Origin of the sequence: Roseicitreum antarcticum, from assembly GCF_014681765.1 — a bacterium.
Lineage (GTDB): Bacteria > Pseudomonadota > Alphaproteobacteria > Rhodobacterales > Rhodobacteraceae > Roseicitreum > Roseicitreum antarcticum.
This window is the reverse complement of the sequence record NZ_CP061498.1, coordinates 911,265-924,963: the sequence shown is the minus strand read 5'-3', so window position 1 is coordinate 924,963 and position 13,699 is coordinate 911,265. Positions and strand designations below refer to the sequence as shown.

Below are 13,699 nucleotides of genomic sequence, written 5' to 3'. Positions count from 1 at the left end.
ACTCATCTGGGGCCGCCTGAGCGGCACCAGAATCGTCGCTTTTACCGTTGCCGGGGACCCTTGGGCTTGCCGCCCTTTTTGCCCGCGGCCGGGGCGGCATCCATCGCGCGGGCGGCGGCGGCGGCGCCGCGCAGTTCCTCAGCGATCTCATCGGCCTCGTCGGGGTCAAAATCCAGCGGCAGGTCGATCCCGTCGCCTTCGACATAAAGCCGTACCATGCCTTGCGTCGTCGGGCCGATTTGCAGGCTGGCGCTGGTGTCGCTTTCCTTGTTGATACCCATTGTGCTGTCCTCGATGCGGTTATGACGCGGTTATCGTCGGGGGCTACGCCGATTTGCGGCGGCAATCAAGCTATCGCCTCTTGCATTCGGGGCGCACGGGCGCTAAATCGCCCTCAGTGCCGCCTTAGCTCAGTTGGTTAGAGCGCTGGATTGTGGATCCAGAGGTCCCCCGTTCAAGCCGGGGAGGCGGTACCATTCCCCCAGGACCCGAACCGCGTCACCAAGGGACACCCTGGGTGATATCGGGTGTCGCCGGAAAACCCAACAACAGCCGACAGTTGCACGGGCATGCGCAACCGCTTATGAACAAGCGGGGTCGCGGTGGGTGCAGCTTTGCCGCCACGCCCGGCAACAACAAGGCGGACCGGCCGATGCAGCGCTACACCATGCCCTTTGCCCCGCCCGGAAGCACCGTGGGCCTGCTGGGCGGATCCTTCGATCCGGCGCATGACGGGCATGTCCACCTGAGCCAGCAGGCGCTGCGCCGACTGCGGCTTGACCGGCTGTGGTGGCTTGTGACCCCCGGCAACCCGATCAAGGCGCATGGCCCCGCGCCGCTTGCCGGTCGCATGGCTCGAGCGCGTGCGCTGATGCGGCACCCCCGCGTGACCATCACGGATGTGGAACGGCAGTTGGGCACGCGCTACACCGCTGCCACCCTGCAGGCGCTGCGTCACCACTACCCGCAGGTGCGCTTCGTCTGGATCATGGGGGCGGACAACTTGGCGCAGTTCCACCGCTGGGACCGCTGGGCCGGGATCTTCCGCAGTACGCCGGTGGCGGTTTTTGCCCGCCCCGGCCAGCAGATGCCCGCCCTGACCTCAAAGGCCGCGCGTCGCTTCGCGCAAACGCGGCTGGCGGCGCAGGACGCCGGGCGGCTGGCCCATGCGCAAGCGCCCGCATGGGTGTTTCTGACCATGCCAAAGCGCGACATATCCTCAACCCGGCTGCGACAGGCAGAGGGCGCGCCCGCGCGCTGAAGGGCGCCCGGTCAGGGGGGGCGTGGGGCCAGACGCGGCATGACTGGGGCCAGATCGGGGGCCAGATTGGGGGCGTGCGGCATTGTTTCGCAGACGGAAACACAGCGTTGCCGGCACCGGATGGCAGGATATGATTTGCAATTGGGCGGTATTTCAAGGTTAACCTCGCCATGACGGGACTGAGGGCAGTGCCGGTACCTGATGGGGATTGAATGACTTCTGACAAGACGCGCCAACGCTTCGCACTGACCCGCCGACAGGCCATGACGGGGTTGGGCGCGATGCTGTTGGCGCAGCCGGGCTGTGCCAATGCGCCCGCCAGCTCGCAGCGTCCGCCCGTACGTCCCGGCCCCGATGGTCTGCGTCCGCTGGCGCTGGCACAACCGGCCGACGATCTGGTACGGGCGGCGCGCCTGTCGGGTGAAATGTCGTTTGCCGTGCTCGACAGCGCCACGGGTGCCTTGCTGGAGGGGCGCAACCCCGACTTGGCCCTGCCGCCCGCCAGCGTGACAAAGGCCCTGACGTCTGCCTACGCACTGGACGCGCTGGGGGCCGGGCACCGCTTTCGCACCCGGGTTTTCGCCACCGGCGGGATCACCGGCGGCGTGGTCGCGGGCGATCTGGTGCTGGCGGGGGGCGGTGATCCGGTGCTCGACACCGATGCGCTGGCCGATCTGGCCGCGGCGGTGCGCCGTACCGGGATCACTTCGGTGCAGGGTCGCTTCGTGGTCTATGACGGCGCGCTGCCGCGCATTGCGCAGATCGACGACGAACAGGTCGTGCAGGCGGGGTATAACCCGGCGATCTCGGGGCTGAACCTCAATTTCAACCGTGTGCACTTTCAATGGACAAGGCGCGGCGGCGACTATGATCTGGTGATGGATGCGCGCAGCCAGCGCTACCAGCCGCGGGTCAGCTTTGCCACGATGGAGCTGTCGGGGCAGGGCTACCCGGTCTATACCTTCCGCAACGGCGAAGGGCGCGACCGCTGGACCGTGGCGCGCGCCGCGCTTGGCAGCAATGGCGCGCGCTGGCTGCCGGTGCGTCAGCCCGCACTTTATGCGGGCGATGTGTTCCGCACGCTGGCGCAGTCCAACGGGATCACGCTCGGGGCGCCGGTGGTCAGCGCCACGGCGCCGCAGGGCACGCTGGTGGCCGAGCATGCGTCCCGGCCGCTGCCCGAGCTGTTGCGCGACATGCTGGAATTCTCGACCAACATCACCGCCGAGGCGATCGGGCTAAGCGCCAGCCGCGCGCGGGGTGCCAGGCCCGGCAGCCTTGCGGCCTCGGCGCAGCTTCAGGCGGAATGGCTGCGGCAGACTTACGGATTGTCGACGCTGCGACTGGCCGATCACTCGGGCCTGGGGGCGGCGTCACGGATCAGCGCGGCAGATCTGGCGGGGTTCTTCAGCCAGACGCAGCGCGCGGGCGTGTTGACGCCGCTGCTGCGCACCCTGCCGATGCGCGACGCGAATAATGCGGTCGTCGGCAACCACCGGTTGGAGGTGGCGGCCAAGACCGGGACGTTGAACTTCGTCTCGGCGCTGGGGGGAAGCTTCGATGTGCCCGACCGCCCCCGCAACCTGAGCTTCGGCTTTGTCGCCGCCGATCTGCCGCGCCGCGCCGCCATCCCTGAAAGCCAGCGCGAGGCACCGCCCGGCACCCGCGACTTCAGCCGAAACGCGCGCCGTCTGCAGCAGCAACTGCTGGAACGCTGGGCGGTTGCCTACGGCTGAGGGATTGGCGCGGTGCGCCGCGCCTGGACGACGGGCGTACGGGGGCGGCAAGGGTGCTTCCGGAGCTGGTACCTGCGCGAACGACCGGGGCTCGCGTATGGTCTGTTTCAGTCGGGGGAAAAGGTGCTGGAGCGGGCGGCGGGAATCGAACCCGCATCATCAGCTTGGAAGGCTGAGGTCTTACCATTACACAACGCCCGCGCTGTTTGGGGCTTAGCATCCTTCAGCGGCGGAATTCAAGATCATTTCAGCCCCCCGCGTGTCGTCGAACAAACATGCTGCGCATCTGGCCAATCGCCGCAGCGCGGCTAATGTGCGGATGCTGCAGTCGCCGCGCAGAAATCGCCGCTGCACCTAGGCCGCCATTTGCTCTCCGACGGAGCGCCCGCGCTGCTGCAAGCCGATTGCACGATGGCCAGACGCTCAGGCTGCCGAATGGCCGATCATGACGCAGTTGCGGCCCTGACGCTTGGCGCCGCGCAATGCGCGGTCGGCATCGTCGATCAGGCGCTGGGTGGGCTGCCGTTCGGTCCAGATGTGCACATGTCCAAGCGCGACGCCGACCGATGCGGTGATCCCGATCTGGTCGCTTCGGCCAGGCAGGGGCACCGGCGTACTGGCGATGGCCCGGCGCAGCCGGTCAGCAGCGTGATGCGCGGCCTGCAGGGTGGTGTCTGGCAGGACCATCAGAAATTCCTCCCCGCCAATGCGGGCCAGAAGGTCCTGCGGGCGGGCACCGCTGCGCATCACATGCGCCACGCTGGTCAGGACATGATCGCCCACCGCATGGCCATAGGTGTCGTTCACCAGTTTGAAGCGATCCAGATCCAGCAGCATCACCGCAAAATTGCTTCCCGCGATATAGGCCGCTTTCGCGATCTGCCGGATCTCCTGATCGGCATAGCGCCGGTTATGGAGCCCCGTCAGCGGGTCGGTCATCGCCATGGTCAGGCCCGATTGCGTTGACTGGCGCAGGCGGTCGGCCTGGCGTTTGCGTTCCAGTTGGCGCGACAGGCGCAGCACGGCCTCGTCCGAATCCAGCGGAGTCGTCAGGACCTCTGCCGCGCCAAGGTCCAGTGCCATCGCCGCTGCAGTGCAATGATGCGCGGGCAGCAGCACGCATATCGTGGCATTGCGGCTGTCGGGTCGCGCGCGCAGATCGGCGATCAGGCGCAGGTCAGCATCGGGCGCGTCGGGGTTGGGTGCCAGCAGGTAAAGATCGGGCTGCGGCCCCGCAATCGTGGGGCGCAGGGCCTCGGCGGGGGGGGCAGTTTCGATCCGCAGACCGGCGCGCAGGCTGGTCAGACGGTGCTTCAGCATCCGCCCGTGGTCATCGCCCGAGGTGATGAGCAGAACCCGCGCGGGGGCAATATAGCGATGCTCTGGCTCGCAAAACCCGAGCGTCCGGGTGGCGGCGTCATGCAGTCTCCGGTCCTCGGCACTGCTGCGCGCGCGCAACAGGCTGCGGATGCGCGCCAACAGCAGCCCTTCGTCCATCGGACGCGTCATAACCTCGGCCGCGCCCGCGTGCAGGGCCTGCATCCGGGGGCCGCTGTCGTTGCTGGGTGCGATCACCAGGACTGGAATGTCGCGGCAGAGCGGGTCGGCCTGAAGCCGGGCGCAGAGCGCGCAGGCCGGGCCATCGGGCAGGGACATGCCGGTGATGATAAGATCAGGCTGGTCGTTGCGCGCGATATCAAGCGCCTGAGCCATGGTTTCTGCCTGTGTCATCGCGTAGCAGGCAACGCCGAGTTTGACGCGCAGGATGATGCGGTTGGTTACCAATGCGTCAACAATCAGGATGTTCCCAGTCATTCCAAAACCTCACCCAGTGCCCGGTGCGCGCCCCATCAATGGCGGCCCGTTGTGCTGAGGTTAGGGTGAACTGGTTAAGAAAGCGTTAGGATGCGGGGGGCAAATCGCGGCCCGCCCCAATTCACGCGCCCGAATTCATGCGCCGAAGTTCAGGCACGGGGCTTTCATGTCGCACGAGCAAACTGACCCGCTGCCCGCGACGGCCAACGGGCTTGCGCGGCTTCACATGGCGTCAGAGCGTCGTGTGCTTGTCACCTGACAAGCAACGATAAACTTATCCCGCAGACCCGCCGCGCCGGTAATGTGCCAGCACATAGACCCGGATTGCTGAGGCAAGGCCGATGTCTTCACGCGAAGCATCTATTTCAGCCGCCAAAGCATTGATAGACATGCCTTTCTCTTCGGAAATGTCGCGGAAAGCGCGCCAGAAGGCGGCTTCCAGCGACACGCTGGTGCGGTGGCCGCGCAGGGTGAGCGAGTGCTTTTCCGGCCGCCCGCTCATCATGTCCGCTTATGCGCGTCCAGCGCTTTGCGCGCCTGCGCGGCCTGTGCCTCTTCCAGCGCGCGCTGCGCCTTTGTCCGACCAAATTTCACAGCGTTTTCATCAGCCTGCGCGCTTTTCTTCAGACGAGATTGCGCCTTGCGGGCGGCGCGCAGGTTGATGGGGCCGCTGTTCATGCCTTGGGACCGATCATGTCTTGCGGGCGCACGACGCGGTCGAAGGTCTCACCGTCGACGAAGCCCAGGGCAATCGCCTCTTCCCGCAAGGTGGTGCCATTCTTATGCGCGGTCTTGGCCACTTTGGTGGCGTTGTCGTAGCCGATGGTGGGCGCAAGGGCGGTGACCAGCATCAGGCTTTCTTGCATCAGCTTTTCGATCCGTGCGGTGTTGGCTTGCGTGCCGACCACCATGTTGTCGGTGAAGGCTCCGGCACTGTCGCCCAGAAGCTGCATGGATTGCAGCACGTTATAGGCCATCATGGGTTTGAACACGTTCAGCTCGAAATGCCCTTGCGACCCGGCAAAGCCTACTGCCGCATCATTGCCCATCACATGGGCGCAGACCATGGTCAGCGCTTCGGCCTGTGTCGGGTTGACCTTGCCGGGCATGATGGAGCTGCCGGGCTCATTTTCCGGCAAGATCAGTTCGCCCAAGCCAGAGCGCGGGCCCGAGCCAAGGAAGCGCAGGTCGTTGGCGATCTTGAACAGACTGGCGGCGACACCGCGCAGCGCGCCCGACATCTCGACCATGGCGTCATGGGCGGCGAGTGCTTCGAACTTGTTGGGCGCGGTCACGAACGGCAGGCCGGTGATGCGCGCGATCTCGGCCGCGACATCCTCGGCCCAGCCGATCTTCGTTGCCAGCCCGGTACCGACGGCGGTGCCGCCCTGTGCCAGCTCATAGATCGCGGGCAGGGCGGCGTTGACGCGGCGGATGCTCATGGCGACCTGATGCGCATAGCCGCCGAATTCCTGACCCAGCGTCAGCGGTGTCGCGTCTTGCGTATGGGTCCGGCCGATCTTGATGATGTCCTTGAATTCTTCGGCCTTGGCGACCAGCGCCAGATGCAGCTTTTCCAGACCCGGCAGCAGCACGTCGCGCGCCTGCATGGCGGTGGCGACGTGCATCGCCGTGGGGAAGGTGTCGTTCGAGGATTGAGACATGTTCACATGGTCGTTGGGGTGCACGGGGTCCTTTGACCCCATCTTGCCGCCCAACGCCTCGATCGCGCGGTTCGAGATGACTTCGTTGGCGTTCATGTTCGACTGGGTGCCTGACCCGGTCTGCCAGACGACCAGCGGGAAATTGTCGTCGAACCGGCCGTCGACCACTTCGGCCGCGGCGGCGACGATGGCATTACCGATGGTCGCGTCCAGCTTGCCCTGCGCCATGTTCACCGTGGCTGCGGCCTGTTTGACGACGCCGAGCGCGCGGATCATCTTCACCGGCTGGCGTTCCCAGCCGATGGGAAAATTGCGGATCGACCGTTGCGTCTGCGCGCCCCAGTATTTATCGGCGGGAACGTCCAGCGGGCCGAAGCTGTCGGTTTCAACACGGATGGCGGTCATGGCAAGTCTCCTGACTGGGTTCTGGGCTGCGGCGCAGCGTTGCGGCATCATGCGCCGACCAAACGCTACAGGCAGTTGATTTATCGCAATTTCGGACCAAGAAAGTCTGTTGGTTTCACCTGAAATTGCTTTAGGCGAGCGGAAAGCGGAAATCAATCGGCCTGCGGGGGCTGACGCGCGCTATCATCGGGGATTTGCGGTGCAGGCCGGCCAGAGCGCTGGCCACAACCATCGACGACGGGGTCGCAACCCCGCCGCCGCCGCAGGTACGATGCGGACCGCGCCGGGGCTACTTGCGGAACTTGTCGAGGCTTACGACCTCGGCTGCTTTTTGCCGGGTGGCATCGGGGGGCGTGTCGTCGGGGTTGGTGCCGTCATCATCGTCGCTGTCGTCATCGTCATCTTCGGTCTGGATCTCGAACCGCAGGCCGAATTCAACCGACGGGTCAACGAAGGTGGTGATCGCATCGAAGGGAATATACAGCGGTTCGGGGTTGTTGCCGAAGTTGAGGGTGATGGCAAAGCCGTTCTCATCGACGTTGAGGTTGTCGAACCAGTGCTGGATGACGATCGTGATCTCATCGGGGTAGCGCTGGCGCAGCCAGTCGGCCATGTCCACATCCTGGTGGTGCATGTTGACGGTGATGAAGAAGTGATGCTCGCCCGGCAGGCCATCCGTCTCGATCATGGACATGACGTTGCGGATCAGCCCGCGCATCGCGTCGTGCATCATGTTGCCATAGTCGATCGTCTGCGCCATGCTCTCAGCCCTTTTCCTGTGATGTCAGCATAAGACATTCGGGGATGATTGAAAGGGGGGAAGGCGCGGTTTTCTGCGCCGCGTCATGCAAGCGCCGCCGCCCCCGCAGATAGCGCCGCCATGGCGATCAGAACCGGCACCACGGGCCAGCGCAGCCCCCAGATCAGCGCCCCCGCCGCGCCCGTCAGCGCCAGCGCCAGCGGGCGCAGGCTGGCGGGGTCCGGCCAGACGAAGGCCCAGAACGGCCCTGTGACCATGCCGGTCTGGGCGAAGACCACATGCAGTGCGAACCACAGCGACAGGTTGGCGATGACGCCCACCACCGCCGCCGAGATCGCGCGCAACCCCGCCGAGAGGCGCGGCTGTTCGCCCAGCCACGCGACATAAGGCGCGCCCGCAAAGATCCACAGGAAGCACGGCACGAAGGTCATCCATAGCGTGATGCCCGCCGCCGCCAGGGCCAGCCCCGCGCCGCCCGCCTGATAGCCCGCAAGGAAGCCCACGAATTGCGTGACCAGAATCAGCGGCCCCGGGGTGGTTTCAGCAAGGCCCAGCCCGTCGATCATCTGTGCGGTGGTCAGCCAGCCGTAATCTTGCACCACCACCTGCGTCATCCAGGCAAGCACCGCATAGGCCCCGCCAAAGGTGACCACGGCCAATTGTCCGAAGAACAGCGCCAGATCGGTCAGGAGTGGCGCCTCAATGGCCCAGAGCACCGCCACCGGTGCCAGCCAGAGCGCCAGCCACAGCGCCACCGTCGGCAGCATCCCGGCCAGCGGCGGCGGCGCGGTGCCGGGCGCATGGGGCGCAGCGCCGGTGCGCACAGAAGCAAAACCTGCCAGCGCCGCCGCCGCGATGATGAGGGGGAAGGGCAGTTGGAACACATAGATGCCGATGAAGGCGGCGGCCGCGATCAGGCGGTGGCCGGTCGTGCCCAACGCGCGACGCGACAGTTTGAACAGCGCTTCCAGCACGATGATGATGATCGTCGCCTGCACGCCGAGGAACAGCGCCGCGACCAGCGGCACCGCGCCATATGCGGCATAGGCAAAGGACAGCGCCAGCACCACGAGCGCGCCGGGGAGCACGAACAGCCCGCCCGCAATCAGCCCGCCGGGCACGCCGCGCAGCTTCCACCCGGCATAGGTGGCCAGTTGCATCGCCTCGGGTCCCGGCAGCAGCATGCAAAACGACAGCGCGTCGAGGTATTGCCGTTGGGTCAGCCAGTCGCGCTGTTCGACCAGTTCGCGCTGCATCAGGGCGATCTGCGCGGCAGGACCGCCGAAGGACAAAAGCCCGATGCGGCCAAAAACCCGGATCAGCGCAGAATGGGCGGGCGGGGTCTGGGGCAGATCGGTCGCAGGGGCAGGCGGCATCAGCATTCCTTTGGCCGTGGGCGTGTCGGTCAAGCTTAGCGTTGCTTGCCGCACGGTGCCAGTGTGGTGCCCGCGCGCGCAACGCAGCAGGGAAAGGCGCCGACCATGGCCGCGCCCGGACGAAAGCCACGCAACAGCGCGCCCCGTCAGCGGACATGTATCAAGGAAATGTAACAGAAAAGTGCAGGCTTCCAAAATATTCAGCCAATGGTCAATGTTTTCAAATGCTTGCAGTTTTCAATCATCATGGGACGAAAGCAGAACAAGCGCAGAACAAAACAAGGCACTGTAAAACAGTTTTGGCGCCCATAGGTGCGGCACTGCATGGCATGCTTTGCGGGGTGCCAGCATGAGCAATATAGTCAGCGCCCTTGTGCAGAAACGCATTGTCGGTTCGCCTACGCGCAAATCCATCCTGCTGTACATGGCAGGGTGTGCGAGTGATGACGGCACCGGCGTGTGGTGCAGCAAGAGCACCATCGCGCGCGATCTCGAATACGGTAAACGCACCGTTCAGGTGGCGGTCGATGACATGGTGCAGTCGGGCTTGATTGCAGAGGTCGGCAATCGACGCTGCGCGCATGGGTACACAGTTGAATATCGCATCTGTCTGGACGTGGTGAAAACGTTGGAGCCGACGCAGCAAGAGGCGGTCAAAAAGGCCAAATCCGAGCGTGGAGAACTGCCACCAGATGGACAAAATCAGAGGGGTGCAGGAGCTGCACCCGTGCAGGAGATGCACCCCACCCGTGCAGGAGCTGCACCCCATGGGGTGCAGGAGCTGCACCCAAACCGTACTGGAACCGTAAAGGAATCTTGTTCAGAATATGTTGGCGGCGCAAGCGCCGCAATCACCCAGGATCAATTCGATGAATTCTGGAAAGCACACCCGAGACCACGAAACCGGGAACGGTGCCGAAAGCTGCTGGCAAAGGCCGTCAGCGACGGGGTGCCGGTTGCAAGGCTGTTGACAGCCGCCGAACGGTATCGCGCCGAGCAGGCCGGGAACGCGCCGAGGTATGTTTGCTATGCTGATAGCTGGTTGGACAACCGGCGATGGGAAGATTTCCCAGATCAGGCTGGCGAAGCGGCTGATTCACTGGTGGTAAGCAGGGCTGCAGTGTTCTGGGCTAAGAAAATCCAAAGCGGGGGATACGCACCCCAAAGCGCGATCTCGAAAGAAATTGCGGCTTGCATGATCGCGGAAGGGCTTGTTGACGCTGTGCAGCTGCGCCGTGCTGGGATCATCACATGAACGTCGGATGCCTGATGCGGGGTGATGGACAGCGCATTCGCAGCGTTGACCCCAGGAACAAGCGCGAGCTTCCTACCAGTGATGAAGGCGAAACCACGCCAGAAACGCCACAGAAAGCCGTGTCGGAAAAACCGACACAGACAGCAAGAGCCGTGTCGGAAATTCCGGCAACGCCGTGTCGGAAAAACCCGGGAGGATGCAATTCAGACGGGCCGCTAAAACCTGTCAGCCCCCCCCTTACCCCCCTTTGGGTCCTTCCCGGCTGCGCCCCACGCGGGTAATTCGCACCCCGGTAGTTTTATTAAGCTTAACAGCGGACTAAGCCTTAACAACGCCAAGTTAAGCAAAGGTAGCATGAGACATTTTGACGAATTGGCAGGTCGCGCCCTGGGGATGCCCCCAAAAGCGGCCCCGTTACTCGGCGAGTGGGAAAACCTCGAGAGTGCGCGGCCCCGATACCTTTCCGGGTGCGCGGCGCAAGGTCTGGTCAGGGCCAGACCGACCGCAGGCAAGGGCTGTGTGGTGCCCTTGCCTGCATCGTTCCCCTGTGTTGTCTCCGCCAGCGCCACGAGCGGCGCGCTGGGCGGGCAAGTTGGGATCAGGCGGGGGGGGCAGGTGGCTGCGTGGGGGTGGACGCCGCCAGCGGGCCGGAAATCGAGGTTACGGGCCGGGTGCAATGCCTGGACAGCATGCCCGGCGGATCGTGGGTGAGCGGGGGCAAATCAACGGGCGCGATGATGTGGCCCAGCATATCGACACCAATGCGCGGCAAGTTCGTGCTTGCGTGCCTTTTCGATGTCGGCGAGTTCAGAGTCTACATGTCTGGATCACTTAGTGGGGCGACAAACGACAGCAAGTGAATGCGCTTGGGCTTCAGCGTCCTATCTGGCTGACGTTCACACTCAATCGCAAGGTTCGCCAACACCCGCTGATACTTCGCTAAATCTTCTGGGTCCACTGTTGGGTATAGGTCCATCGGTAGGCGTTTTGGAAACCGCTCGTCGTTCATCACGATAGCGTACCAACCAGTGTTGATCTTGTCTCGATCTGTGCCTCGGATATCCAAGGTAGCTCCTTCGACATCTATGATAGTGCTGTCGTCAACCGCCTTCAGATCAGCGTCGCTAGGAAATTCAGCCAGTGCCGCCGCCTCTATATCGGGTGAGTTCTGGAGCTCTATTTTGGCGGTTTTGTCCTTCTTTGATGGGCGAAGAAAGTCGGCGACCTTGGGGATCAATGCTCTTCTTTTTGATGGAGGGAGGCTTCGCTCAAGGGCCTTCTCTATAAACAAAGGGTCTTGTCCAACAATGCTCGAAATCTGCTGGATGACCACGTTGTTATCCCCCGTGATGATCGGTGCTGTGCTGGAAGTCTCACCACGCGACCGGGATACCCTGTCATAGGCATATCGAGCGACAACATAGGTCACCGCCAGCGTTGCCAACGTGACGATGCCCTCATACTCCGCCGGGATGTCGATGCCGAACATTTCTTCTAAACTACCTGTTACCCGGTCCTCAATGTTACTTTGGTACTTACCGTAGACCTCGATCAGAAGGTCCCACCCTAAGGTGCCTGTCTTAATAGACTCTACCCTTACCGTCACCCTGTCTAGGTCGAAGTCTGGATCAAGTTCAGCGAGAAAATTCACGCCCTCTTCAATCAGGGTTTTCTGTGCTGAGAGGGATGCAATGACCTCATCTATGTTGAAGGTTGTGGCTGTATACTTGCCAGAATGCCTGAACTCAGTTTTCAAATGACTACCCCCATAACGGAAAATCATTTAGGCATTAAACCATTGAGTCAACCACGGTCATCTGTAACAACTTCCTTTGTTGCGTTTGATACGCAGGGCCGCTTGCTAATTGCGTCTCTCATAGCTTGGTCGGCTTCAATATCTGCTGGATCAATTCCGCTTGGAAAGGTGGCTGATTCCGCGCCGCACGTTCTCCGGTTGTGGCGACGATCGCGCGGTTCATGTGATCAGGTGTCCCGAATTTCGGCGTTATCAACAACGTCCAGAATCACCCGGCCATCTTCGGTCTTCGAAAAATAAACCGTGGTGTCGGGTCGCTCAATGCTGCGGGTCACGCCGTCCGCCATCACCTGCGAGATTACCTTGTCGAAGTCGCTGGCCCGCTTTGGGACCGGATAGGCACGTTCTAGGGTCGCAACAATCTCCGCGTTCATGCTGCGGTTGTTCGTGTCGGCGGCAGCCTTGATCCTGTCGCGCATACCGTCCGGCAGTCTCAAAGCAAACTGATCGGAACCTCGCCCCGGCTTACCATCTGACATTTAGCGCTCCTCTTTTTGATATCACTGTGATTTTAATTCTTGACGGTCAATGATATTACCGTAATATGAATTACGGTAATATCACGAGGTTCCGATGAGAGACTGTCGCCCAATCGCCATACGACTGCCCGCCGATCTGAAAGAATGGATTGAGGCACAGGCCGCTATCAACGGTTCTTCGCAGAACAGCGAAGTGATCCGCGCAATCCGCGAGCGCATGGACCGTCACTCAGAACCCGCAACCACCTGACCCACACCGAAAGGGATTAGAATGACCGACACCCCCAAGACAGGGGCCGATACCGGCTTGCCTGCTGAAACCCTGTTTGAAATCAGCGACATGCTTGTTCTGGCACTGGACGCCACGGCGCGCCCGCAAGGCTACAGCCAGAGCGAACGCGAAGCCCGGTCCTATGTCCGGTCAGCGCTGCGCCGTTGCGAAAAGCTGATCGGGGGTGCGGCATGACTGGTCCATCCTTGCGCCAACACCTGGAAGATGCACAGAGCGTTGCCTGTAACCTGTCTGGCCTGCTGAATGCAGTCGCGTACCTGCAAGGCGCGTCCGAATGTCAACACGGGCAGGCTGCCCTGATCTATGTCGCCGAGAACATGGCCCGCGATTTGAACGACCGCCTCGACTCTCTGAATATTCCCACGGGTGAAATTCAATGAGCGTCGAACACAAAAGCAATCCGGTGGCTGAACCTGTGACGCGATGGGAGAACGATCAATGCCAGGGCCTCGCCCTGTGCGTTGAGCCGCTCTTTCGAGGCACGGTCGCGCACGCCGAAGTACTACGCGCCCGGCAGAAAGCGTACCTGGATAGCCTGCCGACAGATCCCCAAGAGGCTATCCGTGCTGCCCTGAAGCTCATGAGTGACAACGGCAAAAAACACCCCGCCGGGGTCCAAGAGGCCTTGCACTTGTCCTACGCGCTTGGGGCGATGGTGAGTGAAGGCTACCTTGAAGGAAGTGAGCAAAGCCGCGATGCCGCCCTTTATGTGGCTTACCAACTCTCGGACGCGCTTTGCCGCGCAACCCGCCAGCTAGACCGCATAGCAGACATCTTGAGCAACCAGACGGACAGCGCGCGACATTAGCGACTGTCTTGGCGCGTGGTGTCCACTTTACC

16 protein-coding genes and 2 tRNA genes are annotated in these 13,699 nt (G+C 62.9%); 8 read left to right on the top strand and 10 right to left on the bottom strand.

Features of this window, described 5'->3' with window-relative positions; genetic code table 11:
• Window positions 1–41 precede the first annotated feature (41 nt).
• Window positions 42–281, bottom strand: a complete 240-nt coding sequence (locus H9529_RS04265) for a DUF6324 family protein (RefSeq protein WP_092889452.1) — start codon at window positions 279–281, stop codon at window positions 42–44.
• 118 nt (window positions 282–399) lie between these two features.
• Here H9529_RS04265 and H9529_RS04260 point away from each other — a divergent pair.
• The 3 genes from H9529_RS04260 (at window position 400) to dacB (ending at window position 2,997) form a co-directional block, all read left to right on the top strand.
• A tRNA-His gene (locus H9529_RS04260) sits at window positions 400–476 on the top strand.
• Window positions 477–652: 176 nt separating this feature from the next.
• Window positions 653–1,261, top strand: a complete 609-nt coding sequence (locus H9529_RS04255; RefSeq protein ID WP_092889874.1) for a nicotinate-nucleotide adenylyltransferase — start codon at window positions 653–655, stop codon at window positions 1,259–1,261.
• Window positions 1,262–1,473: 212 nt separating this feature from the next.
• The gene (gene dacB / locus H9529_RS04250; RefSeq protein WP_092889455.1) at window positions 1,474–2,997 is read left to right on the top strand and encodes a D-alanyl-D-alanine carboxypeptidase/D-alanyl-D-alanine endopeptidase; all 1,524 of its coding nucleotides are present in this window, start codon (window positions 1,474–1,476) and stop codon (window positions 2,995–2,997) included.
• 127 nt (window positions 2,998–3,124) lie between these two features.
• On the opposite strand, the gene H9529_RS04245 is transcribed toward dacB, so the two are convergent.
• The 7 genes from H9529_RS04245 to chrA form a co-directional block, all read right to left on the bottom strand.
• A tRNA-Gly gene (locus H9529_RS04245) sits at window positions 3,125–3,198 on the bottom strand.
• Between the two features lie 222 nt (window positions 3,199–3,420).
• A complete protein-coding gene (locus H9529_RS04240) occupies window positions 3,421–4,812 on the bottom strand; it encodes a diguanylate cyclase (protein ID WP_092889458.1) in 1,392 nt (463 codons plus the stop codon).
• Between the two features lie 274 nt (window positions 4,813–5,086).
• A complete protein-coding gene (locus H9529_RS04235; RefSeq protein ID WP_092889461.1) occupies window positions 5,087–5,314 on the bottom strand; it encodes a ribbon-helix-helix domain-containing protein in 228 nt (75 codons plus the stop codon).
• On the bottom strand, window positions 5,314–5,490 hold the full coding sequence (locus tag H9529_RS04230; RefSeq protein WP_092889464.1) for a DUF4169 family protein: 177 nt from the start codon (window positions 5,488–5,490) through the stop codon (window positions 5,314–5,316). The genes H9529_RS04235 and H9529_RS04230 overlap by 1 nt, the downstream gene beginning before the upstream one ends.
• Complete coding sequence (gene fumC, locus H9529_RS04225) at window positions 5,487–6,881, bottom strand: class II fumarate hydratase (protein WP_092889467.1); 1,395 nt, start codon at window positions 6,879–6,881, stop codon at window positions 5,487–5,489. Before fumC ends, H9529_RS04230 begins: the two co-directional genes overlap by 4 nt.
• 289 nt (window positions 6,882–7,170) lie before the next feature.
• On the bottom strand, window positions 7,171–7,641 hold the full coding sequence (locus H9529_RS04220) for an SspB family protein (protein WP_092889470.1): 471 nt from the start codon (window positions 7,639–7,641) through the stop codon (window positions 7,171–7,173).
• An 83-nt stretch (window positions 7,642–7,724) separates the two neighbouring features.
• Entirely contained in the window at window positions 7,725–9,017 is a 1,293-nt protein-coding gene (chrA, locus tag H9529_RS04215) for a chromate efflux transporter (protein ID WP_092889877.1), read from the bottom strand.
• Between the two features lie 349 nt (window positions 9,018–9,366).
• On the opposite strand from chrA, the gene H9529_RS04210 reads away from it, so the two are divergent.
• Window positions 9,367–10,272, top strand: a complete 906-nt coding sequence (locus H9529_RS04210; RefSeq protein WP_092889473.1) for a helix-turn-helix domain-containing protein — start codon at window positions 9,367–9,369, stop codon at window positions 10,270–10,272.
• An 814-nt stretch (window positions 10,273–11,086) separates the two neighbouring features.
• Here the strand turns inward: H9529_RS04210 and H9529_RS04205 are convergent.
• Both H9529_RS04205 and H9529_RS04200 read right to left on the bottom strand, forming a co-directional pair.
• Window positions 11,087–12,055, bottom strand: a complete 969-nt coding sequence (locus tag H9529_RS04205) for a hypothetical protein (protein ID WP_092889476.1) — start codon at window positions 12,053–12,055, stop codon at window positions 11,087–11,089.
• A 200-nt stretch (window positions 12,056–12,255) separates the two neighbouring features.
• Window positions 12,256–12,567, bottom strand: coding sequence for an Arc family DNA-binding protein (locus H9529_RS04200; RefSeq protein WP_092889479.1), 312 nt, complete (start codon window positions 12,565–12,567; stop codon window positions 12,256–12,258).
• A gap of 94 nt (window positions 12,568–12,661) precedes the next feature.
• On the opposite strand from H9529_RS04200, the gene H9529_RS04195 reads away from it, so the two are divergent.
• From H9529_RS04195 to H9529_RS04180, 4 genes are read left to right on the top strand one after another with little or no spacing between them, the layout of a single operon-like run.
• Entirely contained in the window at window positions 12,662–12,817 is a 156-nt protein-coding gene (locus H9529_RS04195) for an Arc family DNA-binding protein (protein ID WP_092889482.1), read from the top strand.
• A gap of 21 nt (window positions 12,818–12,838) precedes the next feature.
• Entirely contained in the window at window positions 12,839–13,033 is a 195-nt protein-coding gene (locus H9529_RS04190; protein ID WP_092889485.1) for a hypothetical protein, read from the top strand.
• Window positions 13,030–13,239 (top strand): hypothetical protein, encoded by a 210-nt coding sequence (locus H9529_RS04185; protein ID WP_092889488.1) that lies wholly within the window; start codon window positions 13,030–13,032, stop codon window positions 13,237–13,239. Before H9529_RS04190 ends, H9529_RS04185 begins: the two co-directional genes overlap by 4 nt.
• A complete protein-coding gene (locus tag H9529_RS04180) occupies window positions 13,236–13,667 on the top strand; it encodes a hypothetical protein (protein ID WP_092889491.1) in 432 nt (143 codons plus the stop codon). Before H9529_RS04185 ends, H9529_RS04180 begins: the two co-directional genes overlap by 4 nt.
• Window positions 13,668–13,699: the final 32 nt, after the last annotated feature.

Excerpts from the sequence above, each read along its gene's own strand:
- H9529_RS04265 (WP_092889452.1), bottom strand. The coding sequence starts at position 281 with ATGGGTATCAACAAGGAAAGCGACACCAGCGCCAGCCTGCAAATCGGC.
- H9529_RS04255 (WP_092889874.1), top strand. The coding sequence starts at position 653 with ATGCAGCGCTACACCATGCCCTTTGCCCCGCCCGGAAGCACCGTGGGC.
- dacB (WP_092889455.1), top strand. The coding sequence starts at position 1,474 with ATGACTTCTGACAAGACGCGCCAACGCTTCGCACTGACCCGCCGACAG.
- H9529_RS04240 (WP_092889458.1), bottom strand. The coding sequence starts at position 4,812 with ATGACTGGGAACATCCTGATTGTTGACGCATTGGTAACCAACCGCATC.
- H9529_RS04235 (WP_092889461.1), bottom strand. The coding sequence starts at position 5,314 with ATGAGCGGGCGGCCGGAAAAGCACTCGCTCACCCTGCGCGGCCACCGC.
- H9529_RS04230 (WP_092889464.1), bottom strand. The coding sequence starts at position 5,490 with ATGAACAGCGGCCCCATCAACCTGCGCGCCGCCCGCAAGGCGCAATCT.
- fumC (WP_092889467.1), bottom strand. The coding sequence starts at position 6,881 with ATGACCGCCATCCGTGTTGAAACCGACAGCTTCGGCCCGCTGGACGTT.
- H9529_RS04220 (WP_092889470.1), bottom strand. The coding sequence starts at position 7,641 with ATGGCGCAGACGATCGACTATGGCAACATGATGCACGACGCGATGCGC.
- chrA (WP_092889877.1), bottom strand. The coding sequence starts at position 9,017 with ATGCCGCCTGCCCCTGCGACCGATCTGCCCCAGACCCCGCCCGCCCAT.
- H9529_RS04210 (WP_092889473.1), top strand. The coding sequence starts at position 9,367 with ATGAGCAATATAGTCAGCGCCCTTGTGCAGAAACGCATTGTCGGTTCG.
- H9529_RS04205 (WP_092889476.1), bottom strand. The coding sequence starts at position 12,055 with ATGATTTTCCGTTATGGGGGTAGTCATTTGAAAACTGAGTTCAGGCAT.
- H9529_RS04200 (WP_092889479.1), bottom strand. The coding sequence starts at position 12,567 with ATGTCAGATGGTAAGCCGGGGCGAGGTTCCGATCAGTTTGCTTTGAGA.
- H9529_RS04195 (WP_092889482.1), top strand. The coding sequence starts at position 12,662 with ATGAGAGACTGTCGCCCAATCGCCATACGACTGCCCGCCGATCTGAAA.
- H9529_RS04190 (WP_092889485.1), top strand. The coding sequence starts at position 12,839 with ATGACCGACACCCCCAAGACAGGGGCCGATACCGGCTTGCCTGCTGAA.
- H9529_RS04185 (WP_092889488.1), top strand. The coding sequence starts at position 13,030 with ATGACTGGTCCATCCTTGCGCCAACACCTGGAAGATGCACAGAGCGTT.
- H9529_RS04180 (WP_092889491.1), top strand. The coding sequence starts at position 13,236 with ATGAGCGTCGAACACAAAAGCAATCCGGTGGCTGAACCTGTGACGCGA.